The following is a 25,853-nucleotide window of genomic DNA, read 5'->3' as shown; positions in this document are numbered from 1 at the left end:
GCTGGGATCCGCGGCCGATGTGCCGGACCTCACCGTCCCCCGCAGGCCGCGGGCCGGCGTCCCGAGTACGGTGGGCGGGTCGGATCGAGAGGCAGGGACCATGGCGCAGACAGGCACGAGGGCGGCCGCGACCACCGCGGCGATCGAGGAGGCGGCGCTGGACCTGGCCCTCGCCCACGGCTACGAGACCGTGACGGTCGATCGGATCTGCGAGCAGGTGGGGATCAGCCAGCGCACCTTCTTCAACCACTTCCCGACCAAGGACGACGCGATCCTGGGGCGGGAGATGCCCAGCATCGACGAGCGGGCCGCCCGGGCCTTCGTCCTCGCCGACGGGCCCCTGCTGCTGGACGCCCTGCTGCTGATCCCGGTTCCCGAGGGCGACGCCGCCCCGCCGCGCATGGACGAGAGGATGCGGATCATCGCCGGGCATCCGCATCTGCTGGCGCGCCAGATCGAACGGGTCAGCACGCTCGAGGCCGAGCTGCGGGAGATCATCTCCCAGCGCATCGCCCACGCCGACCCGGCGGGCGACGACGCCGCCCGGGAGAGCGAATCCGCGCTGATCACCTGTCTCATGGGCGGCATGATGCGGTTCGCGACCTCCGAGGCCTCCGCGGCCCGGCGGGGGGAGAGCATGGCCTCCCGCGTCGAGGAGGCACGCGGGGTCCTCGAGCGGGTCCTCGCCCGCTGACCCCCTCGGCGCCGGATGCGCGGGACGGATCCTGTCCGGAGGCTGGACGCGCTCCCGGGGACGGGTCCTAGACTCGGCGCTCCGCAGTCCGTCACGACATCGAGGAGGCTCCCATGAGCACCGATGACAAGTTCGAGAACAGCGCAGAGAAGCTCGGAGGCCAGGCCAAGGAAGGGCTGGGCAAGCTCACGGGCGACAAGGAGGTCGAGGCCGAGGGGAAGGTCCAGCAGGCCGGGGCCGAGGTCAAGCAGAAGATCGAGGACGCGAAGGACACGGCCCGGGGAGCCCTGCGCGGTCTCCAGCGCGAGGGCGAGGACTGAGCTCTCCCCGTCCGGCGCGCCCGTCTCCCTCCGGGGAGGCGGGCGCGTCGCGCTGACGGGGTCTTCACCAGAACCCCGCGCATCGTCCACGCCCCCTCGCCACCTCCTCCATCGCCCCCGTCCTACTCTCGGAGGATGGACGAGAACGACGACATGAGCACAGCCGGGCGGCCCGATGGGGCGCTGCCGCGGGTCCTGGTCCTCCTGAGTGCGCTCTTCTTCGCCGGAGCCGTGGTCGCGGCCCTGACCTGGGGCTGGTTCGTCCCCTCGCTGCTGGCGAGCTTCGGTTTCGCAGGCCTGGTCGCCGCCGTCGTCGCGGGGCGGCACGCGCTCTGCGGCGACTGACCGCCCCCGGGGGAGGTCTCCGCCGCCGCGGCTCAGAGCTCGATCTCGGCGGCCATCTCCCGCAGCCACGCGATGTCCGCAGCGTCCCCGCCGTGCTCGGCCTCCCAGAAGGCCGATGCCGCGAAGCGGGCCTGGGAGATCCTCCACGCCCGCTGCGGGTCGAGCGAGGCGGCCTCGCAGAAGATCCCGAGCAGCTCCCGCATCCGGCGCATCCCGCGCGCGCGGGAGAGCCCCTCGGACAGGGGCGGCCGCGTCACGCTGCGCAGGACGGTGTGCGCCTCGTGCTCCGCCGGCCCGCTCCGGTACAGCGGGTCGATCGCCACCCAGGCCCCGTCGTCGCGGCGGAGGACGTTCGCGAAGCTCAGGTCCCCGTGCGTCATACCCGGCGCCGCCGCGCCGGCGAGGTCCCCGATCGTCGCATCGGCGGCCTGCACGACGTCGGCCGGCAGCGCGCGGCCCTCGCGGATCGCGCGCCGGTGCTGCCGGGCGAAGGCCTCGCGCCAGGCCGGGGCCGATGCCGCCAGCTGCGGTGCATCCGGCGGTGCGGGCACGGCGGCGATCCTCGCGGCCACCGCTCCGGCGGCCGCCACCGCCTCCCGCTCGTCGGCGAGGTCCGCGAGGGTCGGACCGGGCAGCAGCTCGAGCAGGAGCGCCTGGTCCTCGGGGCTGTGCCGTTCCCGGCGCACGGTCCCGTGCCCGGCGAGGACCTCGAGCGCACGGGCCTCCTGCACGGCATCGCCCAGCGGGGAGACCAGCTTGAGCGCCGCGGAGCCCGTGCCCCCGGACCGCACCGGCAGCACGACGCTGGTGCCGCCGAACGACGGCGGCCCCGCGACCCGCAGATCCCACCGCTCCAGGACCGCTCCGATCCGGGACGGCAGCCCGTCCAGCCATGCCGCGGCCGCCCGGTCCTGGCTGACCAGGCGGTGCCGGACGGCCGCGGGGATGTCCGGGGAGCCGGTCATGCGGACCTCAGCGTCCCGGCCGGGTCCCGGCCGCCGTGGCGGTCATCCGGTGATGAGGTCCTCGAAGCCGAGCTCGACCAGGTGTGCACGGCTCATGGCCAGGGACTCGAAGATGTCCCGGCCGTAGGTCTGGTCCTGCTCGATGAGCAGGTGCTGGGCGCCGGAGGCGATGCCCTGCTCGATCACGGGCCTCCAGTCCAGGTTGCCCTGGCCGACCTCCGCGAACTGGACGATGTCCCGCGACCAGTAGTCGCCGAAGGCGGAGCGGTCCCCGGAGTCCAGGCGCTCGAAGAAGTCCGGTCCGGGCAGGGCGATGCGGAAGTCCTTGAGGTGGACCAGGTCGAGCACGCCGTCGAACTCGGCCAGGGTGCGCTGGGGGTCCAGGCCGCCGCGCGCCACCCAGTGGCAGTCGATCTCGAAACGCAGGTCCGGTGCCTTCTCGCGGATGATGTCGAGGATCCGGCGGCCCTCGATCTTCGCGAACTCCACGTGGTGGTTGTGGTAGCTGAGGCTGATGCCCTCATCGGCCAGGCGCTTCGCGTAGCCGTTGGCCTCGACGCAGAACTCGTCCAGGGCGGCGGGGGAGCGCAGGGCGTCCATCGGCATCATGCCGATGCGCGCGAAGCCGGTGCCGAGCGCGCGGGCATGCTCCACGTGCGTGTCGAAGTCCGCCGCCAGCGACAGCTCGCCGCTGCCCTCGGGGACGGAGGTCTTCGCGGAGATCGCGGCGTACTCGATGCCGAGGTCCTCGCGGGCCGCCGCCATCGCGGCGACGTTCTCGTCGGTCATGGGGATCTGGGAGACCTCCACGACGGTGAAGCCGGTGTCCTTGACCTGCGCCAGGACGTCGGCGACGCCCCGCTCGGCGATGTGGTCCTTGAGCATCATCAGCTGGATGCCGATGCGAGCCATGGGATGGTCCTGTCTCTCGGTGGGGTCTGTCGGTGGGGCGGGTCAGCGGTACTGGATGCCGAGCTCGTCCAGCAGCCCGGTGAAGGCTCCGTGCGCCTCCCGGAACAGATCCGGTCCGGAGAAGCCGCCGGTGGCGTAGGCCAGGGAGAGGTGCGGCTCGAGGGAGAAGAACCCGTCGAAGCCGTCGTCGCGGATCGCGGTGAGGAACTCGCGGACCTCCCCGTCGCCCTTGCCGGAGGTGACGACCTCGCCGTCCTCCAGCCGGGCGTCCTTGATCTGCACGTACTCCAGGTGCGGGCGCAGCAGCTCGTAGCCCTCGGTCACGGGGCGCACGCCGACCTGCACGAAGTTCGCGGCGTCCCAGGCCGCCCGCAGGCGCGGCGAGCCGACGGAGACGAGGATGTCCGCGCAGCGCGCCGGGGTGTCGCCGTAGATGTGCTTCTCGTTCTCGTGCAGCAGCGTCACCCCGCGCTCCTCGGCGACGTCGGCGAGGGCGCGCATGCGCCGCAGCACCTCGTCGCGATGCGTCGCCGGATCCTCGCCCTCGGGGAGGAAGAAGGAGAAGATGCGGATGTACTCGGCACCGAAGTGCGCGGCGACGTCGGCCGCGTGGCGCATGCGCTCCAGGTGCGGGGCGAAGTCGTCGGTGATCTTGATCTTCCCGATCGGGGAGCCGATGGAGGAGACCCGGACGCCCGCCTCGTCGAGGATCCGCTTCGCCTCGGCCAGCTGCTGCTCATCGAGGTCCAGGACGTTCGTGTCCCAGGCGGAACGGAACTCGATCCAGTCCATGCCCAGCTCCCGCACCACCTGCACCTGCTCGGCGAGGTCGGAGGAGATCTCGTCGGAGAATCCGGAGAGGGTCCACATCGGCTGCATGCCTTCCTGTCACAGGGACGGGCCGCGGGCCGCCGGCGCCGGGTCCACCGGCGCCCGGGAGCGGGCCGCTGTGCCCGGGGTCGTCCCGAACAGTATCGAGCGGGTTCCGCTGACCTCTGCGGTTGCCGTCGGTTGCCCGCGTCGGAGAGCTGGCAACCCGTGGCAACTCCCGCCCGCCGCTCGTCCCGACCACCACCATCGGAGAGGACCCCCCACCTCCGGGCCGCTGCGCCGCGCGCCGGGCCCCGCGAGGACGCGAACGAAAGGCACACCATGACGACGACGTCCCAGCCCGCCGAGACCCCCGCCGCCGAGCGCACCGTCCGCCTCGGCATCATCGGCGCAGGAACCCAGGGGTCGAGCTACGCCCGCTTCATCGCCGAGGGCATGGTCCCGCACATGACCCTGACGGCCATCGCCGACACCGACCCTGCCCAGCTCGCCGCCGCCGCGGAGAAGCACCCCGGGGCGGCGACCTTCTCCACCCACCAGGAGCTGCTGGCCTCCGGCCTGGTCGACGCGGTCGTCACCACGATCCCGCACTACCAGCACCCCGAGGTCGCCATCGCGGCGATCGAGGCCGGCGTCGCCACCCTCGTGGAGAAGCCCGCCGCCGTGCACACCACCCAGGTCAAGCGCATGAACGCGGTCGCCGAGGCGCACCCCGAGGTCCCCTTCGCGATCATGTTCAACCAGCGCAACAACCCGCTGTACCAGCAGATCAAGGCGATCGTCGACGGCGGGGAGATCGGCGAGATCCTCCGCTCGAACTGGATCATCACCACCTGGTGGCGTCCTCAGGGCTACTACGAGCAGTCCGCGTGGCGCGCCACCTGGGGCGGCGAGGGCGGCGGCGTGCTCGTCAACCAGGCGCCCCACCAGCTGGACCTGTGGCAGTGGATCTGCGGCGTGCCGCAGAAGGTGTTCGCCAAGGCGGGCTTCGGCTTCCGCCGCGACATCGCCGTGGAGGACGAGGTGACCGCGCTGGTGGACTACGGCGACGGCCGCACCGGCACCTTCACCACCTGCACCCACGACCTCGATGGCACCGACCGCCTCGAGATCCTCGGCACCCAGGGCAAGATCGTCGTCGAGGGGTCCAAGAAGGCGACCGTCAAGCGCTATGCCCGCCCGGAGAAGCAGATCTCCGACGAATCCACCCCCGAGAGCGCCCGCCAGCTCATGAGCGGCAACTCCGCAGGCCTGGAGGGCGTGGTGAGCACCGAGGTCATCGAGGACACCTCCGCCTGGGGCGCCCAGCACTCCGGCGTGCTGGAGAACTTCGCCCTGACCGTGCTCGGCGAGGCGGAGCTGCTGGCCCCCGGCACCGACGGCATCCACGGCGTGCGCCTGGCCAACGCCATCCACCTCTCGGCCTGGACCGGCCGCGAGGTGCCGATCGACTTCGATGAGAGCGAGTACCTCGCCGAGCTCAACAAGCGCATCGAGGCCGAAGGCGTGTACCCCACCCAGAGCTGAGGATCTCCGGGCGGGGACGGACGCCGTCCCCGCCCCTTCCTCGACCTGACGACAGGCGTGCGCCGCCGCCCCGCGCGGCGCGACGCCCCTGTCGTCATGCCCTGCCGCGCCCGCGCGGCAGCCCTCGACAGCAAGGAGGCACCCCATGTCGACGACCCTCGAATCCAGCCCCGGCCCCGCAGCGGGCCCGCCCTCCGCCGGGGACGCCGCCCCGCCCCGCGGACGAGGGCGGACCGTCGCCGCCCTCGGCTTCTCCCAGGCCGTGGACAATTCCGAGTCCGGGCTCATCAACACCTTCTTCCCGCTCATCCGCACCGCCTTCGGCCTGGACTACGGCGCCCTCGGCCTGCTCACCTCGATCCCGCGCTTCTCGCGGATGATCTTCGGCCCCTTCTGGGCGATGATGGCGGACCGCTTCGGCCGCAAGCCGATCCTGTTCCTGGTCACCGGGGTGTGGGGCCTGTTCACCGTCGCGGCGGGGTTCGCGCCGAACTATCCGGTGCTGGTGGCGCTGTTCGCCATCTCCGCGATCGGGACCGTCGCCTCGGAGCCGATCCTCAACGGCCTCCTGCCGGACATCTTCGCGAGATCCGAGCGTGGAAAGGCCTATGGCCTCGTGCGGGGGATCGGAGGCGGGGTCGGCATCGTGATGGGACCGGCCATCGGCCTGTTCGGCGCGAATCCCGAGGGCTGGCGCTACGCGATGTGGGCGATGGGCGCCGTCTCGATCCTCTCGGGGATCATGATCCTGCTGTGGGTGCCGAGCGTGGGCGGGACGGCCTCGAGGATCTCCCGGGATTCCGCCTCCGGGGCGTTCCGGGTCGCCGATGCGATGAAGCTGTTCCGCATCCCCACGATCGCGCTGATGGTGGCGATGATCCCCTTCGTCACCTCGGTCGCGGTGCTGCCGTTCTACTCGACCTTCCTGGTGGACGAGCGAGGGTACTCGGTCCCGGAGTCGACGGTGATCATGGCGATCAACTCGATCGGCGTGATGCTCTCGAGCTTCCTCGGCGGCTTCCTGGGCGATCTGTTCGACCGCCGCTTCGGGGCGAAGGGGAGGGTGATGCTCATGCAGATCTATCTGGTCTCCTTCGCGATCACCGTGGCGCTGGTGACCCAGCTGCCCTTCGACGGCCGCGGGTTCGTGTACCCCGCCTCCTTCGTGCTCGGCCTGGTGTTCTCGATCGGCTTCTCCGGCTGCGTCCTGCCGATGATCTCGACCGTCGTCCCGCTGCAGCTGGGAGCGACGGCGTTCGCCCTGCTGTTCTCGTTCATCCAGGGCGGCATCGCCGCGATCTTCTCGATGCTCGCAGGCAGCATCGCCGATGCGATCGGCCTGGGCGGGACGTTCCTGTGGTTCATGACCGTCCCCTATCTGCTCAACGCGCTGCTCTGGTTCGGCTTCTACCGGACCTACCCGCGCGACCGGGCGAAGCAGGACGCCCGCACCGCGGCGCTGCTGGACGGCGCCATCTGACGTCTCGGCGCCTCGCCGCACCTGCCCAGAAGGGCCCGACCGGACCTCCGGTCGGGCCCTTCTGCTGCGTCCGGCGCCGATGAGGCATCGTCGGCAGCCCTCCGACCTGCGCGGATGCATCGATCTCGGCAAGTTCTAGACAACTGTCGTGTTCTGGACACGTGTCGATCTATGATGTCGGCACGCCGGGACGGGCGGCAGACCACCGCTCGGGAGAACCGGTGCGCGGGCAGGGGCGCCTTGACGATCGGGTGGCTCGGTCCGGCCCTCAGGACGGAGAGATTCCCATGGCTCGACACATCGCCACCCTCGATTCCGCATCCACCACCACCCGCAGGTCGCTCATGAAGGGCGTCGCCTGGGCGACCCCCGTGGCCGTCGTGTCCATCGCCGCGCCGGCGGTCGCGACCTCCCCGACGCCGCCGATCGACGTCTCGCTGGACGGGGACTCGTGCAAGTACCCCGGGCAGAGCACGCCGAACGCCTTCTCGTACAAGCTGATCTTCAACATCGAGAACAACCGCGACTACGACATCGAGTGGAGGGTGACCTCGCTGTACGTCGACCCCAACTCGGGATCGAACATCACCTTCCCCTACAGCTTCCCGACGGCCTGGACCTCGCTCTCGGCCCACGGCAGCACCGCGGCCACGTTCATCTCCAACGAGAGCACCAACAGCTCCAACGGAAGCGCCGTGTTCACCTTCGAGGTCCGCAAGGTCGGCGGCGGAGCCGAGCAGCCCGTCTCCGGGTCGATCTCCATCGGCGGCCTGCCGCCGTGCAAGGGCGAGGACGCCGCGAAGACCGCGGCCCGGACCGAGGAGGCCCTCCCCGAGGAGGAGGCCGCGCTCGTCGAGGACGCCCCGGAGGAGACCGCGACCGTCGAGGAGGAGCCGCCGGCCGAGGAGGAGCCGGCCCCCGAGGAGCAGCCTCCTGCGGAGGAGAAGCCTCCCGTGACCGAGGAGGACCCGGCGAAGGACGAGGCCCCGGCGCCCGAGGAGACCGAGGCCGAGAAGCCCGCGGACACGGCGAAGGCCGCGCGCGAGCCCGCCCCGCCGGTCGAGGAGCCCTCCGATGCCCCGAAGTCCGACGCCTCGAAGCCCGCCGTCGCGGAGTCCGAGACGCCGAGCGAGACCCCGACCCCCACCGAGGAGGCCACCGCCGCCGGCGCCTGACCGGCCCGTGCGGACCCGGGCGCGGCCGCCGGGCTCCGTGACCCTGCTGCCTGATCCCTGCTCGGGGGCGCCGCGGTACGGTGGGCCGATGCCTGATGCCGCTCCCGCTCCCTCCGACGCGCCGCCGGATCCCTCGAGCATCCCTCAGCTGCCCGGCATGCGCCGCGTCGCGGAGCCCGTGCTGCTGGGACGCGGCTGGGACAACGACATGTGGCACGTCGGCACCCTGGACGACGGCACCCGGGTCGTGCTGCGTCGCCCCTACCGGGAGCTCGGCCGCTGGGCGCTGCAGCAGGAGATCGCCGCGCTGCGCACGATGGTCCCGTGCGCGGAGTTCGCGACCCCGCAGCTCCTCGCCGTCCTCGGCGAGGACGAGCCCGCGGGGCCGGCCTCGCTCATGACCTGGCTGGAGGGGGAGGTCGTCGCCGATGTGCTGCAGCGCCGGGACGCGGGGGAGGCATCCCGGCCGGCGCGGCTCCTGGCGGGCGCGCTCGCGCAGCTGCATCGGCCCGCTCCGGCCGAGCACCCGCGCAGCCCGTATCGCGGGGTGCCGCTGGCCTCCCGGCCGGGCCGCACCGAGTCCGACCTCGCCGCCCTGCGCGAGCGGCCGCAGCCCGAGGGCCTCGGGGCGGAGCAGCTCGCCCGGGTCGAGGAGATCCTGCGCCGCGGTCTCGACGCCGCCCCCTGGCGCGGGCCGGACCTCCTCCTGCACGGCGACCCGCATCCGGCGAACCTGGTGATGCTCCGGGACGGCCGGCTGGGGATGATCGACTGGGGGGACACGAGCGCCGGAGACCCCGCGAGCGACCTCGCCCAGCTGTTCCTGCTGGATCCCGGCGGCGACGGACTGGCCGCCTACCTCGACGCGGTGCGGGGCGGGCGCGCCGGCAGCGCCGCGGTGCTCGCGGACGTCGCCGCCCTCGAGGCGCGCTCGCGCGCCTGGGCCGTGCGCTTCGCCGTCATGATCCTCGCCCACGCGCTGCGCGGGGAGGCGGACGCGCAGGCACCGCTCGCGCAGTGCGCGCGGAACCTGCTGCTCGCCTGGTCCGTCTGAGGTCCGACGGCCTCAGCACTTCCCGATCGCGGTGCGGGCGGTGACGAAGGCCTGCACCGCGGTCTCGACATCGTCCTCGCTGTGCGCGGCGGAGAGCTGGACGCGGATGCGTGCCCTGTCCTTCGGCACCACCGGGTAGGAGAAGGCGGTCACGTAGACGCCCTGGGCGAGCATCGCATCGGCCATCTGGGCGGCCCGGCGGGCATCGCCGAACATGACCGGGACGATGGCGTGCTCCCCGGGCAGCAGCTCGAAGCCCTCCTCGGCCATGCGGGTGCGGAACTGCGCGGCGTTGCGCATCAGGCGGGCCCGCAGCTCGCGGCTGCCCGCCACCAGCTCGAGGGCCTTCAGCGTCGCCGCCACGATCGACGGGGCCAGCGAGTTGGAGAACAGGTAGGGGCGGGCCCGCTGGCGCAGCAGCTCGATGATCTCGCCGCGCCCGGAGACGTAGCCGCCGCTGGCCCCGCCGAGCGCCTTGCCGAAGGTGCCCGTGTACAGGTCCACCCGGTCCGAGACGCCGAAGTGCTCGGGGGTGCCGGCGCCGTGCTCGCCCAGGAAGCCCACCGCATGGGAGTCGTCCACCAGCACCAGCGCCCCGAACTCGTCGGCGAGGTCGCAGATCCCCGGCAGCGGGGCGAGGTACCCGTCCATGGAGAACACGCCGTCGGTGACGATGATCGTGCGCCGGGCCCCGGCGCCGTCGTTCAGCTCCCGGGTCTGCTCGAGCCGGGCGCGCAGATCGTCGAGGTCGGCGTTGCGGTAGCGCAGCCGCGCCGCCTTGGACAGGCGGATCCCGTCGATCAGCGAGGCGTGGTTCAGCTCGTCGGAGATGATCGCGTCCTGCGCGCCGAACAGCGACTCGAACACCCCGCCGTTCGCGTCGAAGCAGGAGGAGAACAGGATCGTCCCCTCCGTGCCGAGGAAGCGGCTCACGGCGCGCTCCAGCTGGAGGTGCAGGTCCTGGGTGCCGCAGATGAACCGCACCGAGGCCATCCCGAACCCCCGCTCGTACAGGGCGTCCTTGGCGGCGGCGATGATCGCGGGATGATCGGCCAGGCCCAGGTAGTTGTTGGCGCAGAAGTTCAGCACCCGGGCGGTCCCACCGCCGGGGCCTGCGGTGGCCACGTGCGCCGACTGCGGGGTGAGGATCGCCCGCTCGTGCTTGTACGTGCCGGCTTCGCGGATCTCGTCGAGCTCGAGGCGCAGCTGGTCCTTCATTGCGGTGTATGCCATGGGGGTCTCCTCGGGTCCGGGGCGGGGTCTTGGCGGGGGCGGTCAGTCCAGGGTGGTCCAGTCCAGCACGACCTTGCCGGCCGCGCCGGAGCGCGCGATCTCGTAGCCGCGCTCCCAGTCCTGCGCGGGCAGGACGTCGGTCACGGTCGCGAGGATCGTCTCGCGCAGGGGACGGGAGGTGGTGAGCATCGCGGACATGACGTTCCAGGTCTCGAACATCTCGCGGCCGTAGATGCCCTGCAGGGTGAGCATGCGGGTGACCACGGCGGTCCAGTCGATCTCGAACTGCCGCGAGGGCAGCCCCAGCAGGGCGATCCTCCCGCCGTGGTTCATGTTCTCGATCATCTCCTGGAGGGCCGCCGCCTGTCCGGAGATCTCCATCCCCACGTCGAAGCCCTCGCGCATGCCCAGCTCCTCCTGGGCATGGCGCACACGGGTGCGCGAGACGTCCACGATGACGTCCGCCCCGGCACGGCGCGCCATCTCCAGGCGGTGGGCGGCGACATCGGTGACGGTGATGTAGCGGGCACCGGCGTGGCGCGCGACAGCCACGGCCATCTGGCCGATCGGCCCCGCGCCGGTGATCAGCACGTCCTCGCCCACGAGCGGGAACTTCAGGGCCGTGTGCACGGCATTGCCGAGGGGGTCGAAGACCGCGCCCAGCTCCGGCACGATCACCTCCTCGCCGCCGTCGTGCTCATGGACCCACACGTTGAAATGGGGGATCGTCACGTACTGGGCGAAGGCGCCGTCGCGCTGGACCCCGACCGAACGCACCCGGATGCACATCTGCTTGCGGCCGGCACGGCAGTTGCGGCAGGTGCCGCAGACGACATGCCCCTCGCCGGAGACGCGGTCGCCGATGCGCACGTCGTGGACGTCCGCGCCGACCTCCACGACCTCGCCGTAGAACTCGTGGCCGGGGGTGAAGGGCACGGTGTCGCACATCGCCCGGGCGGAGGCGTCCCAGGCAAGGATGTGCAGGTCCGTCCCGCAGATCCCGGTGCGCATCACCCGCACCGTGACGTCGAAGGGCCCGCAGCCGGGCAGGGGGACCTCGGCGAGCTCGAGTCCCGGCCCGGGGCCGGTCTTGCGGAGGGCGATCATGGTGCGTCCCGTCGCGGCGCCCGGGGTGCTGGGCGTCGTGAGGGCGTGCGCGCCGTCGGTTCTCGACATGGGCGGGCTCATCTCCAGGGGTGGTGTCTCCAGTGACGACCCGAGCTTACTGGCTGCGCACAGCTGCGCAGTGCAGCCCCCGCCCGTCACCTCCACGCAGCGGGCTGGGCGCCTCGACGGGCGTCGATGCGGCCGGCGGGCCACAGCGTCCGACGCCCGTCCCATCCGTTCTCCCGCAGCGCCTCGTCGATCCGCCGGACCGCCCGACGGCAGCGGACCTCGAGGTCCGCATCGCAGATCATCAGCTCGACCCATCCGTTCCGGCGCAGCGCATCGGAGCCGCGCAGCCGCTGCTGGTGCTGATGGGGCGTCTCCTCCTCCGCCTCGGTCGGCACGTGCTGCGCGGCCACGGCGTACCGGTCCCACCGCAGGTGGCGAGCGGCGAGCGCCGTCCCGTCCGCTCCGTGGATCGTCATGTTCAGGGCGGGCTCCGGCAGTCGGGCTCGCTCGAGCGCCAGCCGCAGCAGCGTCTGTTCCGTGGAGCCGGCACCGATCCGTACGTGGGAGAGCGCCTCGCCGGCGGCCACGGAGCCCGGCCGGGGCCCCGTGGCCTGGAGGATGGCTCCGAGGTCGCGCATCGTCCTCCGCGCCCCTTCCCGGCGGGCCGGTGCCCGCCGCACCAGAAAGTCCCCGATCACGACGAGTGCGTCCAGATCGAGGACCGAGGCGAGGTCCAGGAAGGTGCGCTCGGGTGAGGTCGCCACCACGCCATCGACCTCGGTCCGATGCTGCGGGGGAACATCGCTGCGCCGTGCACGAATTCCCTGACGCCGGAGCGGCGCCCCCAGCATGGGGATGCACATCTCCAGCGGAGTCTCGATGGTCCACGAGTCCAGTCCGAGCCCCGGGGGCAGCGGCATGCGGTGCAGGCGCGCCGCGGACAGCCCGGCAACGACGGCATCGGGCAGATCCGCCTGCAGCGCGATCGCGATATCGACCTCGCCGGTCGTCTCACCGCGGACCCGATGCAGTCCGCGACCGATGGACTCCACCGCAGAACTCTGCAGCCGCTTCGCAGTCACCCCGAGGCGCAGCGCCTGACGGGTCGTGAATGCCGCGGCTATCAGCTGAGGAGGGAGCGGGGCTGGGGGCCTGGCCATGCCCCCAGCAGACCACGCCCCTCCCCACGCTCCCGCGGACCATCCACATCGCGCAGGTCGGGAGCTCGCCATCGGTGCTGTCCACGACCAGGTTCGTCGCGTGCCCCTCTCGCGGTCGGCCGGTCCACCCGCCGGCGTCCAGCTTGTGCCTCCAGCGGGACCGTGCCGGGGCCTGCTGGCCGAGGCGATGGGTTCCTGCGCGCTTCGGATCACTGATCGATTTCATCCCTCATCCCGCAGTTTTGAGGGGTGTGATCGATCAGCCATCCCCAGGCTCTCGACACCGACATCCCCAGGAAGGCTCGCGGCGCCGAGAATCCCTCGCTGGCTCGCAGGACCGCCATCTCCCAGCAGGTTGTCGTTCCAATTCCCCGGAACAGATCTCCCGCGTCGCCGGAGCCCACCATTCGGGTGCGAGGTTCCCGCACCTCGGGCTCCGGTCTGCGCATCGCGCGGGCGGCGCCCGGATATCGGGAGGCGCGGCTCTGCGCCGGGGATCTAGAGTGGTGCACCATGACCGAGCGCCCCGCCACCCCGACGACCCCGGGGGTCGACGCCCCCGTGATCACCTATCCGGCGGACCTCCCGGTCTCCCAGCGCAGGGACGACATCCAGGCGGCGATCCGCGAGCACCAGGTCGTCGTGATCGCCGGCGCCACGGGCTCGGGCAAGACGACCCAGATCCCGAAGATGCTGCTCGAGCTGGGCTACGGCACGCGCGGGAAGCTCATCGGCCACACCCAGCCCCGTCGCATCGCCGCCCGCTCGGTGGCGCAGCGCATCGCCTCGGAGCTGGGGGAGAAGCTCGGCGAGGGCACGGTCGGGTACCAGGTCCGCTTCACCCGCGAGGTCGCCCGCGGCGCCCGCCTGAAGCTCATGACCGACGGCATCCTCATGGCGGAGATCGCCCATGACCGCCTGCTGAAGCGGTACGACGCGATCATCATCGACGAGGCCCACGAGCGCTCGCTCACCATCGACGTGATCCTCGGCTACCTGCGGCAGATCCTGCCCGAGCGTCCCGACCTGAAGATCATCGTCACCTCCGCGACCATCGACCCGGAGCGGTTCGCCGAGCACTTCGCCGAGCGACGTCCCTCGGGGGAGACCCGTCCCGCCCCGATCGTCGAGGTCTCCGGGCGGACCTATCCCGTCGAGATCCGGTACCGGCCGCTGGTGCTCGAGCCCGAGCTGGAGGACGACGACGAGCTCGAGGACGTCCACTCCGTCGAGCGCGACCTCGGCCAGGCGATCACGGACGCGGTGGACGAGCTGGTGGCCGAGGGGCCCGGCGACATCCTCGTGTTCCTCCCGGGCGAGCGGGAGATCCGGGAGATCCAGGAGACCCTCCAGGCCCATCTGACCCGGCCGGGGCGCAGCGGCCGCGGACGGCTGCCGATGGAGGTCCTGCCCCTGTTCGGGCGGCTCTCCGCCGCCGACCAGCAGCGGATCTTCACCCCGCGCGCGCAGGGCACCTCCCGCCGCATCGTGCTGGCGACCAACGTCGCCGAGACGTCGCTGACCGTCCCCGGCATCACCTACGTCGTCGACTCCGGGCTCGCACGCATCTCGCGCTACTCCCAGCGCACCAAGGTCCAGCGTCTTCCCATCGAGCCGATCTCGCAGGCCAGCGCCAACCAGCGCTCGGGCCGATCGGGCCGCACCGCCCCCGGCGTGGCGATCCGCCTGTACTCGCAGGAGGACTTCGAGACCCGCCCCGAGTACACCGAGCCGGAGATCCTGCGCACCTCCCTGGCCTCCGTCGTGCTGCTCATGACCAGCCTCGGCCTGGGGGACGTGGAATCCTTCCCCTTCGTCGAGCCGCCGGCCTCGCGGGCCGTCACCGACGGCGTGCGCCTGCTCGAGGAGCTGCGCGCCATCGAGCCGGCGCCCGAGGCCCCCGGCGGGCGCCGCCTGACCGACATCGGCCGCCGCCTCGCCCGCTTCCCGCTGGACCCGCGCCTGGCGCGCATGCTCATCGAGGCGGACCGCCTCGGCGCGCTGCGCGAGGTGCTCATCATCGTCGCCGGGCTGTCGATCCAGGACCCGCGCGAGCGGCCGCTGGGCCAGGAGCAGCAGGCCCGCGAGAAGCACAAGCGCTTCGAGGACGAGACCAGCGACTTCCTGTCCTACCTCAACCTCTGGAACCATCTCGAGGAGCGCCGCCGGGAGCTGTCCGGCTCCGCCTTCCGCCGCGAGGTCCGTGCCGATCACCTGCACTACCTGCGGATCCGCGAATGGTGGGACCTGCACCAGCAGCTGCGGGAGATGGCCAAGGACGCCGAGCTGCACACCAGCTCGAACGATGCGAGCTCCCTGGCGATCCATCAGTCGCTGCTGGCGGGGCTGCTCAGCCACATCGGCCTCTACCAGGAGCGCCATCGCGAGTACGACGGCGCCCGCGGAGCCCGGTTCGCGCTGTGGCCCGGCTCTGCGCTCGCCAAGAAGCGTCCCGACCTGGTGATGGTCTCCGAGCTGGTGGAGACCAGCCGGCTGTGGGGGCGCACCGCCGCGAAGATCGACGCCGAATGGGTCGAGGAGATCGGCGCGCATGTGGTGCGCCGCTCGTACTCCGCCCCGCACTGGTCCTCGAAGCGTGCCAGCGCCATGGCCCACGAGAAGGTCACCCTCTACGGCGTGCAGATCGTCGCGGACCGCGTGACCAGCTACGGGAAGGTCGATCCGGAGCTCTCCCGGGACATCTTCATCCAGAACGCCCTGGTCGAGGGCGACTGGACGACCCGGCACCATTTCTTCCGCGACAACCGGGCGCTGATCGCCCGGCTCGAGGAGCTCGAGGCCAAGACCCGCCGCCGCGACCTGCTGATCAGCGACGAGCAGCTGTTCCGCTTCTACGACGCCCGGATCCCCGCCACGGTGCTCTCGGGCCGCCACTTCGACGCGTGGTGGAAGAAGCAGCGCCACGAGACCCCGGACCTGCTGACCCTCACCGAGCAGGACCTGCTGGACCCGGATGCGGATCTCGCCGGCGTGGCCCGGGACTTCCCCGACACCTGGGTGCAGGGCGACCTGACCCTGCCGCTGCGCTACTCCTTCGGGGAGGTCGGGGCGCAGGGCAGCGACGGCGTCACCGCGACGATCCCGCTCGCGGTGCTCAACCGCGTCGAGGAGCGCGGCTTCGACTGGCTGGTCCCGGGGATGCGCGAGGAGCTGGTCACCGAGCTGATCCGCTCCCTGCCCAAGGCGATCCGCCGCCACCTGGTGCCCGCGCCCGAGCGCGCCAAGGCGGTCGCCGCCACCCTGCACGAGGACGACCCCGATGCGGGGGAGCCCTTCGTCGAGGCGGTCGCCGACGAGCTGGTCGCCCTGCCGGGCGTGCCGCAGGACCTGCCCCTGTACGGCAGGGAGTTCGACCTGTCCCGCCTGCCCGCGCACCTGCGCATGCACTTCCGCGTGGTGGACTCCCGCGGCAAGGAGATCGGCACCGGCGATGACCTCGCCGCCCTGAAGAAGCGCCTCGCCCAGCGTGTGCGCACCTCCGTCTCCCAGGCGGGCGACGACCTCGCCCGCACGGCGCTGGACGCCTTCCCGGCCGACGGCGTCCCGGCGGTGCACCGCTCGAGCGTGGGCGGGATGACGGTGACCGGCTATCCGGCGCTGGTGGCCCGGCGCGGCGCGGACGGCCGCGTGGACCGCGTGGACCTGCAGGTCCTCGCGAGCGCCGAGGAGCAGGCGCTGAAGCATCGCGACGGCGTGATCGCACTCATCGACCGGGAGCTGCACCCGGACCTCGGGGAGGTGCTGGGCGCCCTGCCCAACCCGACGAAGCTCGCCGTGGCGTCCTCGCCCTACCCCTCGACCCCGGCGCTGCTGGCCGATGCCTCCCGCGCGGCCGTCGACGCCCTGCTGGGCCAGGAGCCGATCCGCGACCGCGCCGCCTTCGACGCGGCGCTCGCCCGGATCCGCGCCGAGCACACCGACCTCGCCGCGGAGACGGTGCGCCGCGCGGCCGCGGCGCTCGCGGCCAACGCGCGGCTGCAGCGGTCCGTCTCCCGGGTGTCCTCCCTCGCCCTGCTGGACCGCCTCACCCAGATCCGCGCCCATGCCGAGGCGCTGCTGGGGGACGGGTTCATCTCCCGCACCGGCACCGAGCGGATCGGGGACCTGGAGCGCTACCTGCGGGCCGACGAGATCCGGCTGGAGAAGATGCAGGACAACCCGCGCCGCGACGAGCAGCTCGCCTGGCAGGTCGCCGACCTCGAGCAGCTGTGGGCCCGCACCCGCGAGAAGCTGTCCCCGGCGCGCCGGGCCGAGCCCGACGCCCGGGAGATCCCCTGGCTTCTCGAGGAGCTGCGGGTGAGCCTGTTCGCGCAGACCCTGGGCACGCGCCGGACCGTCTCCGACACCCGGATCCGCAAGGCGATCGCCGCGCTCTGACGGCGCGCTCCGACGGGTCGGCATCCGGTGCGCCGTCGGGGTCCGGGACGGCCCGCCGGGCCGCTACCATCGGGACATGTCACCGACGCCATCTGTGAGCTACTCCATCACCATTCGCCTCGAGTTCGCCGCCCGCTCGGCCGCGGTCAGCGACATCACCGGAAGGATCGAGGAGCACGGCGCCTCGGTCACCGCGCTGGACGTCTCCGCCTCGGGGCCCGAGCGCATGCGGGCGGACATCACCGTCCTCACCGCCGGCCACGACCATGCCATGGAGGTCGTGGACTCCCTCAAGGAGCTCGACGGGGTCGAGCTGGGCAAGGTCTCCGACCGCACCTTCCTCGCCCACCTCGGCGGCAAGCTCACCGTCGAGTCGAAGGTCCCGATCCGCCACCGCGACGACCTCTCGATGGTCTACACCCCCGGCGTGGCGCGCGTGGTCAAGGCCATCGCCGAGCACCCGGAGGACGCCCGGCGCCTGACCATCAAGCGCAACACGGTCGCGGTCGTCACCGACGGCTCCGCGATCCTGGGCCTGGGGGATCTGGGCCCGCTGGCCGCGATGCCCGTGATGGAGGGCAAGGCCGCGCTGTTCAAGCGCTTCGCGGGCATCGACGCCTTCCCCATCTGCCTGGACGCGCACACGGTGGACGAGATCGTCGCCCACGTGAAGGCGATCGCCCCCGTGTTCGCCGGGATCAACCTCGAGGACATCTCCGCGCCGCGCTGCTTCGAGATCGAGGACCGTCTGCGCTCCGAGCTGGACATCCCCGTGTTCCACGACGACCAGCACGGCACCGCGATCGTGGTGGTGGCCGCGCTGCGCAACGCCCTGCGCGTGGTGTCCAAGGACATCGAGTCGGCGCGCATCGTGCTCTCGGGGGCGGGCGCCGCAGGCACCGCGATCCTGCGCCTGCTGCGGGCCGCCGGGGCGCGCGACGTCGTCGTCACCGACATCCACGGGATCGTCCACGAGGACCGCGAGCAGCTCGACGGCCGCCTGCCGTGGATCGCGGAGGTCACCAACCGCCGCGGCCTCACCGGCACGCTGCAGGACGCGATCGCGGGGGCCGATGTGTTCATCGGCGTCAGCGCCGGCAACATCCTCACCGCGGAGGACGTCGCCACCATGGCCGAGCGGTCGGTCGTCTTCGCGATGGCGAACCCGACCCCGGAGATCGACCCGATCGAGGCGTCCAAGCACGCCGAGGTGGTGGCGACCGGCCGCAGCGACTTCGCCAACCAGATCAACAACGTGCTCGCCTTCCCCGGCGTCTTCCGCGGCCTGCTGGACGCGCATGCGACCGACGTCAGCGACCGCATGCTGCTGGCCGCCGCCGAGGCGCTGGCCGACGTGGTCCACCCCGACGAGCTGAACCCGACGTACATCGTCCCCAGCGTCTTCCACGAGGGCGTGACGAAGGCGGTCGCCACCGCCGTCGAGCAGGTGGCCCGCGAGGAGGCCGGCACGGTGGACACGATCACCGGCACCATGAAGGCGGTCTACGCCGACGAGATCACCCTCGAGGGCTGATCGCCGCCGGGCGCCGGGCCGCGGCCCGGCGCTCGAGCCACCACAGCAGCACGCCCAGCGCGATCCCGACGACATCGGCCATCACGTCGTCGGGATCGCCGCTGCGCAGAGGAGCGAGCAGCGCCTGCACGACCTCGATGAGCACGGCATGGCCGAGGGCGGCCACCACCACCCAGCCCATCGGGAAGCGGCGCCGCGGCGCGAGCACGCGGCCGGCCGCCCACACCGTCAGCGCGAACACCCCGATGTGCACGAGCTTGTCGGTCCCCGGCAGGGCATCGCCGCCGCCGGGGAGGTCCGGGACGCGCGGCAGGTAGAAGCCGATGTTCGCCACCAGGGCGAGGGCGAGGACGGCCAGTCGGGCGGGCGTGGGCTGCGGGCGCATGCCCTGATGGTACGGAGGTCGAGGCGCTAGGCTCGGTCCATCCGTCCCGACCGCGACAGCGAGGAGCCTGCGATGGCGTCGACCTCCGATCCCGACCGTCTCGACCCCTACCGCGCCGACCCCGGGGCCGCCCCCGGCTCGACCGCCGTGCTGGACCGGCAGGTCGCCGAGAAGGAGGCGACCACCGACGACGGCGACCACGACCGGTTCGCCCACTACGTGCGCAAGGACCGCATCACCCAGGCGGCCCTGGACGGCACGCCGGTGATCGCCCTGTGCGGCAAGGTGTGGGTCCCCGGGCGCGACCCCAAGAAGTACCCCGTCTGCCCGCAGTGCAAGGAGATCTACGACGGCATCCGCGAGCCGAACGACGGCGAGGGCGGCGGCTCCGGCAGCGGCTCCGGCGGTTCCGGCCGCGGCGGGTTCCGCGGTCTGTTCGGCGGGCGCCGCTGACCCGCGCGGCCCTGCCGCCGAGGTCTCCGGCGCGTCCGCACGCGCGGCCGGTGGGCGCCCTGCCCGTCGGCCGCGAGCGCGCCAGAATCCTCACAGTTCCCGCCCCGCGATCCCGGGCATGCCGGTCCTCCGGAGGTCCGGGGGCGGCGGTACTGTGGGGCACGCCGTGAACAACCAGCCGACTCTCGCCTCCGCCCATCAGGACCCGCGCCGCCCCTCGCCGGCGGCCGCGCAGTCCCTCCCTCCCGCATACCCGCGCCGCGCCCCCTGGGGCACCGCGACCAAGCTGCGCGCCTGGCAGGCCGAGGCCATGGACCTCTACCAGCGCACCGACCCGCGCGACTTCCTCGCGGTCGCGACGCCCGGCGCCGGCAAGACGACCTTCGCGCTGCAGATCGCCGCGGGCCTGCTCTCCGAGGGCATCGTCCGCCGCGTCACGGTGGTCGCCCCCACGGAGCATCTCAAGTCGCAGTGGGCCGATTCCGCCGCCCGCGTCGGCATCTCGCTGGACCCGAACTTCTCCAACGCCCAGGGCCGCCACGGCGCCGGCTACCAGGGCGTGGCGATCACCTACGCCCAGGTCGGCATGAACCCGGGCCTGCACCGCGCCCGCACCGAGGCGGAGCCCACCCTCGTCATCCTCGACGAGATCCACCACGCCGGCGACGCCCTCACCTGGGGCGACGGCGTGCGGGAGGCCTTCGAGCCGGCGCGGCGCCGGCTGGCGCTGACCGGTACGCCGTTCCGCTCCGACGACTCGCAGATCCCCTTCGTCACCTACGAGGAGGACGGCGAGGGATTCCTCCGCTCGAAGGCGGACTACACCTACGGCTACAGCGAGGCGCTGCGCGACCACGTCGTGCGCCCGGTGCTGTTCATGACCTACTCGGGGCGCATGCACTGGCGCACCAAGACGGGCGACGAGGTCTCCGCCCAGCTCGGCGCGCTGGAGACGAAGGACATCACCCAGCAGGCCTGGCGCACCGCCCTGGACCCGGAGGGCGAGTGGATCCAGGCGGTGCTCGCCGCCGCGGACCGGCGCCTGTCGGAGGTGCGCCGCCACGTCCCCGATGCCGGCGGTCTGGTCATCGCGACCGATCAGAAGGCCGCGCGCGCCTACGCGGCGACGCTCCAGGAGCTCACGGGCCGGCCCGCCACCGTGGTCCTGTCCGACGACGCCGGCGCCGGCCGGCGCATCGAGGAGTTCTCCCAGAGCGAGGACCGCTGGATGGTCGCCGTGCGCATGGTGTCCGAGGGGGTGGACGTGCCGCGCCTGGCCGTGGGCGTCTACGCCACCTCCACCGCGACGCCCATGTTCTTCGCGCAGGCCGTGGGGCGCTTCGTGCGCTCCCGGACCCGCGGCGAGACGGCGAGCGTGTTCCTGCCCAGCGTCCCCGTGCTGATGGCCCTGGCGGCGGAGATGGAGGCCCAGCGCGACCACGTGCTGGACCTGCGCCCCGACACCGGAAGCGAGGAGACGGGGCTGGACGACCAGCTCCTGGAGGCGGCCAACCGGGAGGAGCGCGCCAGCGAGGACCAGCTGGCCTTCTCCTTCGAGGCGCTCGAGTCGGAGGCCTCCTTCGACCGCGTCCTCTTCGACGGCGGCGAGTACGGCGCCGGGGGAGTGGTCGGCAGCGAGGACGAGCAGGAGTTCCTGGGCATCCCGGGCCTGCTGGACGCCGAGCAGATGCGCACCGTCCTCCAGCAGCGCCAGGCGGATCAGCAGGCCCGCCGCGGCGGCGGCCCCGCCCCCGCGGCCCAGGAGGCTCCGGCGGTGGTCGACCACCGCCGGCTCATGGAGCTGCGCAAGGAGCTGTCCTCGCTGGTGGGGGCCTGGTCGCGCAGATCGGGCATCCCGCACGGCCAGATCCATGCCACGCTGCGCACCCGCTCGGGCGGGCCGGCGGTCGCCCAGGCGAGCGCCGAGCAGATCCAGGTCCGCATCGACACCGTCCGCGGCTGGTTCGTCGGCCGCTCCTGAGCGCCGCCGCGCCCGATCGGCGCCCGCTCCGGAGTCAGTCCAGCACGGCGGCGGCCAGGAGCCCGTCGGTGATGGTGGGGATCGCGAGATGGCCGTCCGGGCCGTCCTCGGCGGTCAGGCCCAGCTCCGCGAGCGATGCCTCGTGGCGGGCCCGCGCCCGGGCGACCTGCTCGGCGGGGGTGGGCGTCTCGACGGGCTCGCCGTCGACGATGAGCGGCACCTGCAGCTCGCGGACGGTGGCCTCCGTCCACAGCGGCGACGCCTCGCGGCGGTCCAGCTCGTCCATGAGCTCGCGTTCGAACTCGTAGATCTCCGCGGCCGAGGGGAGCACCAGCTCGGCCCGCGCGGTGCCGGCCGCGCCCAGGCGGAAGGCGCGCTTGGCCCCGCCCAGGGTGGACTTGTTCTCCGACCGCTTGCCGACGGGGTGCATGAGGCCATCGGCCCCCTCCCGCTCGACGAGCTTGTAGACGAATCCCGGCGCGGGGTGCCCGCCGCCGGTGACCAGGCGGGTGCCGATGCCGAAGGAGTCCACCGGCACCCCGGCCAGCGCCTCGACGCGGTACTCGTCCAGGTCGCTGGTGGCGGTGATCTTCGTGCCGGTCGCGCCGAGGGAGTCCAGCTGCGCCCGCAGCGCGCGGGACTGCTCGGCGAGGTCGCCGGAGTCCAGGCGCACCGCGCCGAGCTCGGGCCCGGCGATGTCCACGGCGGTGCGGACGGCCTCGGCGACGTCATAGGTGTCCACGAGCACGGTCGTGCCCGCCCCCTGCGCGGTGATCTGCGCGGTGAAGGCCTCGCGCTCCTGGTCGAACAGGAGGGTGAAGGCATGCGCCGCCGTGCCGCGGACGGGGATGCCGTACCGCTGCCCGGCGGCGAGGTTCGACGTGGCCGCGAAGCCGACGATCGCCGCGGCGCGGGCGGCGGCGACCGCCGCCTCCTCGTGCACGCGCCGACCGCCCATCTCGATGCAGGGCCGCCCGCGGGCCGCCGTGACCATGCGCGAGCCGACCGAGGCGACCGAGCTGTCGTGGTTGATGATCGACAGGATCACCGTCTCCAGCAGCACCGCCTCGGCGAAGGTGCCCTCCACCCGCAGCACGGGAGAGGTGGGGAAGAACAGCTCGCCCTCCTCGTACCCGAGCACCGTCCCGCCGAAGCGGTAGTCCGCGAGGAAGGCGAGGGTGTCCTCGTCCATCACGTCCAGGGAGCGCAGGTAGGCGATGTCCTCCGCGTCGAAGCGGAAGTCGGCGATCGCCTCGAGCACGCGCCCGGTGCCCGCGAGCACTCCGTAGCGCCGCCCCGCGGGCAGGGACCGCACGAAGACCTCGAACACGCAGCGGCGATCGGCGATCCCGGCCTGGCGCGCGGCGCGCAGCATGGTCAGCTCGTACAGATCCGTCATCAGTGAGGATGTCACGGGTCAACGGTACTGGGTGCGGGGCCGCGCGCCGTCTCCCCGCGCTGCCGCGCGCGACCGTAGAATCGATGCGATCCCGGCGACCGGCCGGATCAGGAGGACGGAGCTGAGCATGTCGGAGCACGGGACGACGCCGCGCAGCGAGGGCCCCTCGCTGCTGCACGCCCCCTCGCCCGATTTCGCCCCGTCCCTCGCGCAGACCGAGGGCGCGCCCGAGCGCTCCCGCTCCACCGGGCTCCAGGAGCGGGAGGAGGCCGGCACCGCCCGCCCCTGGCGCACGGTGGTCTGGAACGACCCGATCAACCTCATGAGCTACGTCGTGTTCGTGCTGCAGCGCTACTTCGGGTACTCCCGCGAGCATGCCGACGTGCTCATGCGGCGCATCCACCACGAGGGCCGGGCGATCGTCTCCCAGGGATCGCGCGAGCGGGTCGAGTCCGATGTGCAGGCCATGCACTCCTTCGGTCTGCACGCCACCATGGAGCAGGAGGGCGAGGACTGATGGCGCATGCGTTCCGGCCCCGCGCGGACGGCAGCTTCGCCTGCCGTCTCGAGGGGGAGGAGAAGGCGGTCATCGTGCAGGTCGCGCAGGAGGTCTCCGACCTCGTCCGCCTCGACCTCGCGGTGACGGAGGACTCCCTGGCGGTGCGCCGCGCCGCCGCATCGGACGATCCCCTCGAGAGGCTCGAGGCGCAGTTCGCGACCCACGAGGCCCGCGAGCCCGGCGACCCGGCCGTGCGCCGCCTGTTCCCCGAGGCCTCCCCGGACGAGGCCCTCGCCGCCGAGTTCCGCCGCTTCGGGCAGCAGGACCTCGTGGCCATCAAGCTCGAGGACCTCGCGGCGCTGTGCGAGAGCATCGACCGCACCGGCCCGGGGACCACCGAGGTCTCGCTCACCGAGGACGAGGCGATGCACTGGCTGCGCGCCCTGACCACCCTGCGCACGGTCGTCGCCGACCGCCTCGGCGTGGAGCGGGACGGCGACTTCGAGACCGTCCGCATGCTCCAGCAGATCGGCGAGCGGGTCCCCGAGGCGGCCGAGGGCGAGGACGAGTCCTCCGAGACCGCCGGCGGGGACGTCATGATCGCGATCTACGAGCTGCTGAGCTGGCTGCAGGAGAGCCTGATCCGCGTGCTCGAGCCCTTCTGAGCGCTCCCGGCGCGTGTGATGTGCCCCGCAGTGAGCGCGGCATCACTGCCGACCAGGAAAGCTGTGCCTAACCTGGACCGGATGAACAACGCGCCCATCGGCATCTTCGACTCCGGCGTCGGCGGTCTGACCGTCGCGCGAGCGGTGCTCGACCAGCTGCCCCGCGAGGAGATCGTCTACATCGGCGACACCGCGCACACGCCCTACGGCCCCCGCCCGATCGCGCAGGTCCGCTCCCTCGCGCTCGACATCATGGACACCCTCGTCGAGCGGGGCGTGAAGATGCTGGTCATCGCCTGCAACACCGCCTCGTCGGCCGTGCTGCGCGATGCCCGCGAGCGCTATGACGTGCCGGTCGTCGAGGTCATCCAGCCGGCCGTGCGCCGCGCCGTCGCCGCCACCCGCAACCGTCGCGTCGGCGTCATCGGCACCCAGGCGACCATCGGCTCGCGCGCCTACGAGGACGCCTTCGCCGCCGCCCCGGACCTCACGATCACCTCCGCGGCCTGCCCGCGGTTCGTGGAGTTCGTCGAGCGCGGCGAGGTCGGCGGGGACGACATCGTCGAGATCGCCGAGGAGTACCTGGCCCCGGTGCGCGATGCCGGCGTCGACACCCTCGTGCTGGGCTGCACGCACTACCCGATGCTCACCGGCCCGATCAGCTACGTGATGGGCCCCGAGGTCACCCTCGTCTCCTCCGCCGAGGAGACCGCCCTGGACGTGTACCGCCAGCTGCGCCAGGCGGGCCTCGAGCGCACCGACGTCACCGCCCCGCGGCACGTCTTCGCCGAGACCGGCACCGAGCTGGGCGGGACCTCCACCTTCGGCCCGCTCTCCCGGCGCTTCCTGGGCCCGGCCGTGCCGATGACCGCGACGCTCCCGGCGGTGACGGTATGAGAGTCACCGTGATCGGCTGCTCGGGCAGCTTCGCCGGCCCGGAGGGCGCCGCCTCCAGCTACCTCATCGAGCACGAGGACGCCGCCGGGCGCACCTGGCGGGTCCTCCTGGATCTGGGCAGCGGCGCCTTCGGCCCTCTGCAGAAGGTGCTCGACCCGGCCTCCTTGGACGCCGTGGTCATCTCCCACCTGCATCCCGACCACTACCTCGACCTCACCGGCCTCGAGGTGTTCTGGGCCTATAACGAGCGGTGCGACCTGCCGCAGCTGCCGCTGTACGCCCCGGCGGACCTCCCCGCCAAGCTGCGCGCCATCCAGGGCCGCAGCTGCGACGTGCCCGACGGCGTGCAGGCCGTGCCCTTCGCCCATCGGACGCTGGTGGACGGCGAGCCGTTCAGCATCGGCCCCATCACCTTCGCCCCGCGCCCCGTGATCCACCCGGTGGAGACCTACGGCTTCCGCATCACCGCCGACGACGAGGTCCTCGTGTACTCCGGCGACTGCGACGAGTGCGCCACCCTGGACGAGCTGGCCGAGGGCTGCGACCTGTTCCTCTGCGAGGCCGGGTACATCGAGGGCCGCGACGACCGCTTCACGGGCATCCATCTCACCGGTCGCCGCGCCGGGCTCACCGCGGATCGCGCCGGGGCCCGCCGCTTGGTGCTCACCCACATCCCCGCCTGGACCAATCCGGCCGTCCCGCTGGCCGAGGCCCGCGCCGTCTACCCCGGGCCGATCGAGCTGGCAGCGCCGATGGCTATCCTCGAGGTGGCCGCGCAGCGCCAGCTGCAGTAGGCCGGCTGCAGCAAGCAGGACACCCACCAGGAAGGC

General features: G+C 72.6%; 23 protein-coding genes. 15 read left to right on the top strand and 8 right to left on the bottom strand.

Translation table 11 applies throughout. The features are described 5' to 3' along the window. Positions 1-100 precede the first annotated feature (100 nt). From ABD234_RS03615 to ABD234_RS03605, 3 genes are all read left to right on the top strand, one after another. On the top strand, positions 101-694 hold the full coding sequence (locus ABD234_RS03615; RefSeq protein ID WP_051486893.1) for a TetR/AcrR family transcriptional regulator: 594 nt from the start codon (positions 101-103) through the stop codon (positions 692-694). 113 nt (positions 695-807) lie between these two features. Continuing rightward, a complete protein-coding gene (locus tag ABD234_RS03610) occupies positions 808-1,014 on the top strand; it encodes a CsbD family protein (protein ID WP_038372917.1) in 207 nt (68 codons plus the stop codon). 135 nt (positions 1,015-1,149) lie between these two features. Continuing rightward, positions 1,150-1,359 carry a hypothetical protein gene (locus ABD234_RS03605; protein ID WP_038372918.1) on the top strand — a complete coding sequence of 70 codons (210 nt, stop codon included), beginning with the start codon at positions 1,150-1,152 and terminating at the stop codon, positions 1,357-1,359. A gap of 32 nt (positions 1,360-1,391) precedes the next feature. Here ABD234_RS03605 and ABD234_RS03600 read toward each other — a convergent pair whose 3' ends face one another. From ABD234_RS03600 to ABD234_RS03590, 3 genes are read right to left on the bottom strand one after another with little or no spacing between them, the layout of a single operon-like run. Continuing rightward, positions 1,392-2,324: an aminoglycoside phosphotransferase family protein gene (locus ABD234_RS03600; RefSeq protein WP_051486894.1), complete on the bottom strand. Its 933-nt coding sequence runs from the start codon at positions 2,322-2,324 to the stop codon at positions 1,392-1,394. 42 nt (positions 2,325-2,366) lie between these two features. Then, positions 2,367-3,236: a sugar phosphate isomerase/epimerase family protein gene (locus ABD234_RS03595; RefSeq protein WP_051486895.1), complete on the bottom strand. Its 870-nt coding sequence runs from the start codon at positions 3,234-3,236 to the stop codon at positions 2,367-2,369. A 42-nt stretch (positions 3,237-3,278) separates the two neighbouring features. Further along, positions 3,279-4,106, bottom strand: a complete 828-nt coding sequence (locus tag ABD234_RS03590) for a sugar phosphate isomerase/epimerase family protein (RefSeq protein ID WP_038373003.1) — start codon at positions 4,104-4,106, stop codon at positions 3,279-3,281. A 282-nt stretch (positions 4,107-4,388) separates the two neighbouring features. On the opposite strand from ABD234_RS03590, the gene ABD234_RS03585 reads away from it, so the two are divergent. The 4 genes from ABD234_RS03585 (at position 4,389) to ABD234_RS03570 (ending at position 9,303) form a co-directional block, all read left to right on the top strand. Beyond that, complete coding sequence (locus ABD234_RS03585; protein ID WP_051486896.1) at positions 4,389-5,594, top strand: Gfo/Idh/MocA family protein; 1,206 nt, start codon at positions 4,389-4,391, stop codon at positions 5,592-5,594. A 145-nt stretch (positions 5,595-5,739) separates the two neighbouring features. Then, positions 5,740-7,074, top strand: coding sequence for an MFS transporter (locus ABD234_RS03580; RefSeq protein WP_038372920.1), 1,335 nt, complete (start codon positions 5,740-5,742; stop codon positions 7,072-7,074). A 287-nt stretch (positions 7,075-7,361) separates the two neighbouring features. After that, on the top strand, positions 7,362-8,249 hold the full coding sequence (locus tag ABD234_RS03575) for a prolipoprotein diacylglyceryl transferase (protein WP_038372921.1): 888 nt from the start codon (positions 7,362-7,364) through the stop codon (positions 8,247-8,249). A gap of 88 nt (positions 8,250-8,337) precedes the next feature. Further along, complete coding sequence (locus ABD234_RS03570; protein ID WP_198025424.1) at positions 8,338-9,303, top strand: phosphotransferase; 966 nt, start codon at positions 8,338-8,340, stop codon at positions 9,301-9,303. Positions 9,304-9,315: 12 nt separating this feature from the next. On the opposite strand, the gene ABD234_RS03565 is transcribed toward ABD234_RS03570, so the two are convergent. The 3 genes from ABD234_RS03565 to ABD234_RS03555 form a co-directional block, all read right to left on the bottom strand. Further along, positions 9,316-10,536, bottom strand: coding sequence for a glycine C-acetyltransferase (locus ABD234_RS03565; RefSeq protein WP_038372922.1), 1,221 nt, complete (start codon positions 10,534-10,536; stop codon positions 9,316-9,318). Positions 10,537-10,578: 42 nt separating this feature from the next. Further along, complete coding sequence (gene tdh, locus ABD234_RS03560) at positions 10,579-11,643, bottom strand: L-threonine 3-dehydrogenase (RefSeq protein WP_038373008.1); 1,065 nt, start codon at positions 11,641-11,643, stop codon at positions 10,579-10,581. 155 nt (positions 11,644-11,798) lie between these two features. Next, positions 11,799-12,704: a hypothetical protein gene (locus tag ABD234_RS03555; protein ID WP_156954138.1), complete on the bottom strand. Its 906-nt coding sequence runs from the start codon at positions 12,702-12,704 to the stop codon at positions 11,799-11,801. A gap of 621 nt (positions 12,705-13,325) precedes the next feature. Between ABD234_RS03555 and hrpA the strand changes: the two genes are divergently transcribed. Together hrpA and ABD234_RS03545 are read left to right on the top strand one after the other, a co-directional pair. Beyond that, entirely contained in the window at positions 13,326-17,210 is a 3,885-nt protein-coding gene (hrpA, locus tag ABD234_RS03550; RefSeq protein WP_038372924.1) for an ATP-dependent RNA helicase HrpA, read from the top strand. A gap of 76 nt (positions 17,211-17,286) precedes the next feature. Further along, entirely contained in the window at positions 17,287-18,744 is a 1,458-nt protein-coding gene (locus tag ABD234_RS03545) for an NAD-dependent malic enzyme (protein ID WP_038372926.1), read from the top strand. Here the strand turns inward: ABD234_RS03545 and ABD234_RS03540 are convergent. Next, on the bottom strand, positions 18,728-19,129 hold the full coding sequence (locus tag ABD234_RS03540; protein ID WP_051486898.1) for a VanZ family protein: 402 nt from the start codon (positions 19,127-19,129) through the stop codon (positions 18,728-18,730). The two genes, ABD234_RS03545 and ABD234_RS03540, sit on opposite strands and share 17 nt — an antisense overlap. A gap of 72 nt (positions 19,130-19,201) precedes the next feature. On the opposite strand from ABD234_RS03540, the gene ABD234_RS03535 reads away from it, so the two are divergent. Together ABD234_RS03535 and ABD234_RS03530 are read left to right on the top strand one after the other, a co-directional pair. Beyond that, positions 19,202-19,582, top strand: a complete 381-nt coding sequence (locus ABD234_RS03535) for a DUF3039 domain-containing protein (protein ID WP_038372928.1) — start codon at positions 19,202-19,204, stop codon at positions 19,580-19,582. A 166-nt stretch (positions 19,583-19,748) separates the two neighbouring features. Then, positions 19,749-21,563 carry a DEAD/DEAH box helicase gene (locus ABD234_RS03530; protein WP_038372930.1) on the top strand — a complete coding sequence of 605 codons (1,815 nt, stop codon included), beginning with the start codon at positions 19,749-19,751 and terminating at the stop codon, positions 21,561-21,563. Between the two features lie 34 nt (positions 21,564-21,597). Here ABD234_RS03530 and ABD234_RS03525 read toward each other — a convergent pair whose 3' ends face one another. Continuing rightward, positions 21,598-22,977 (bottom strand): nicotinate phosphoribosyltransferase, encoded by a 1,380-nt coding sequence (locus ABD234_RS03525; protein WP_344354068.1) that lies wholly within the window; start codon positions 22,975-22,977, stop codon positions 21,598-21,600. A gap of 112 nt (positions 22,978-23,089) precedes the next feature. Between ABD234_RS03525 and clpS the strand changes: the two genes are divergently transcribed. The 4 genes from clpS (at position 23,090) to ABD234_RS03505 (ending at position 25,817) form a co-directional block, all read left to right on the top strand. Continuing rightward, positions 23,090-23,479 carry an ATP-dependent Clp protease adapter ClpS gene (gene clpS / locus ABD234_RS03520; protein ID WP_084148513.1) on the top strand — a complete coding sequence of 130 codons (390 nt, stop codon included), beginning with the start codon at positions 23,090-23,092 and terminating at the stop codon, positions 23,477-23,479. Continuing rightward, entirely contained in the window at positions 23,479-24,126 is a 648-nt protein-coding gene (locus ABD234_RS03515) for a DUF2017 domain-containing protein (protein WP_038372932.1), read from the top strand. Before clpS ends, ABD234_RS03515 begins: the two co-directional genes overlap by 1 nt. Before the next feature lie 81 nt (positions 24,127-24,207). Then, positions 24,208-25,023, top strand: a complete 816-nt coding sequence (gene murI / locus ABD234_RS03510; RefSeq protein ID WP_038372933.1) for a glutamate racemase — start codon at positions 24,208-24,210, stop codon at positions 25,021-25,023. Further along, positions 25,020-25,817, top strand: coding sequence for an MBL fold metallo-hydrolase (locus tag ABD234_RS03505; protein ID WP_038372935.1), 798 nt, complete (start codon positions 25,020-25,022; stop codon positions 25,815-25,817). The genes murI and ABD234_RS03505 overlap by 4 nt, the downstream gene beginning before the upstream one ends. Positions 25,818-25,853 lie beyond the last annotated feature (36 nt).

The sequence above is a fragment of the Brachybacterium phenoliresistens genome (genome assembly GCF_039530785.1).
Lineage (GTDB): Bacteria > Actinomycetota > Actinomycetes > Actinomycetales > Dermabacteraceae > Brachybacterium > Brachybacterium phenoliresistens.
This window is presented reverse-complemented; position numbering and strand designations above follow the sequence as displayed.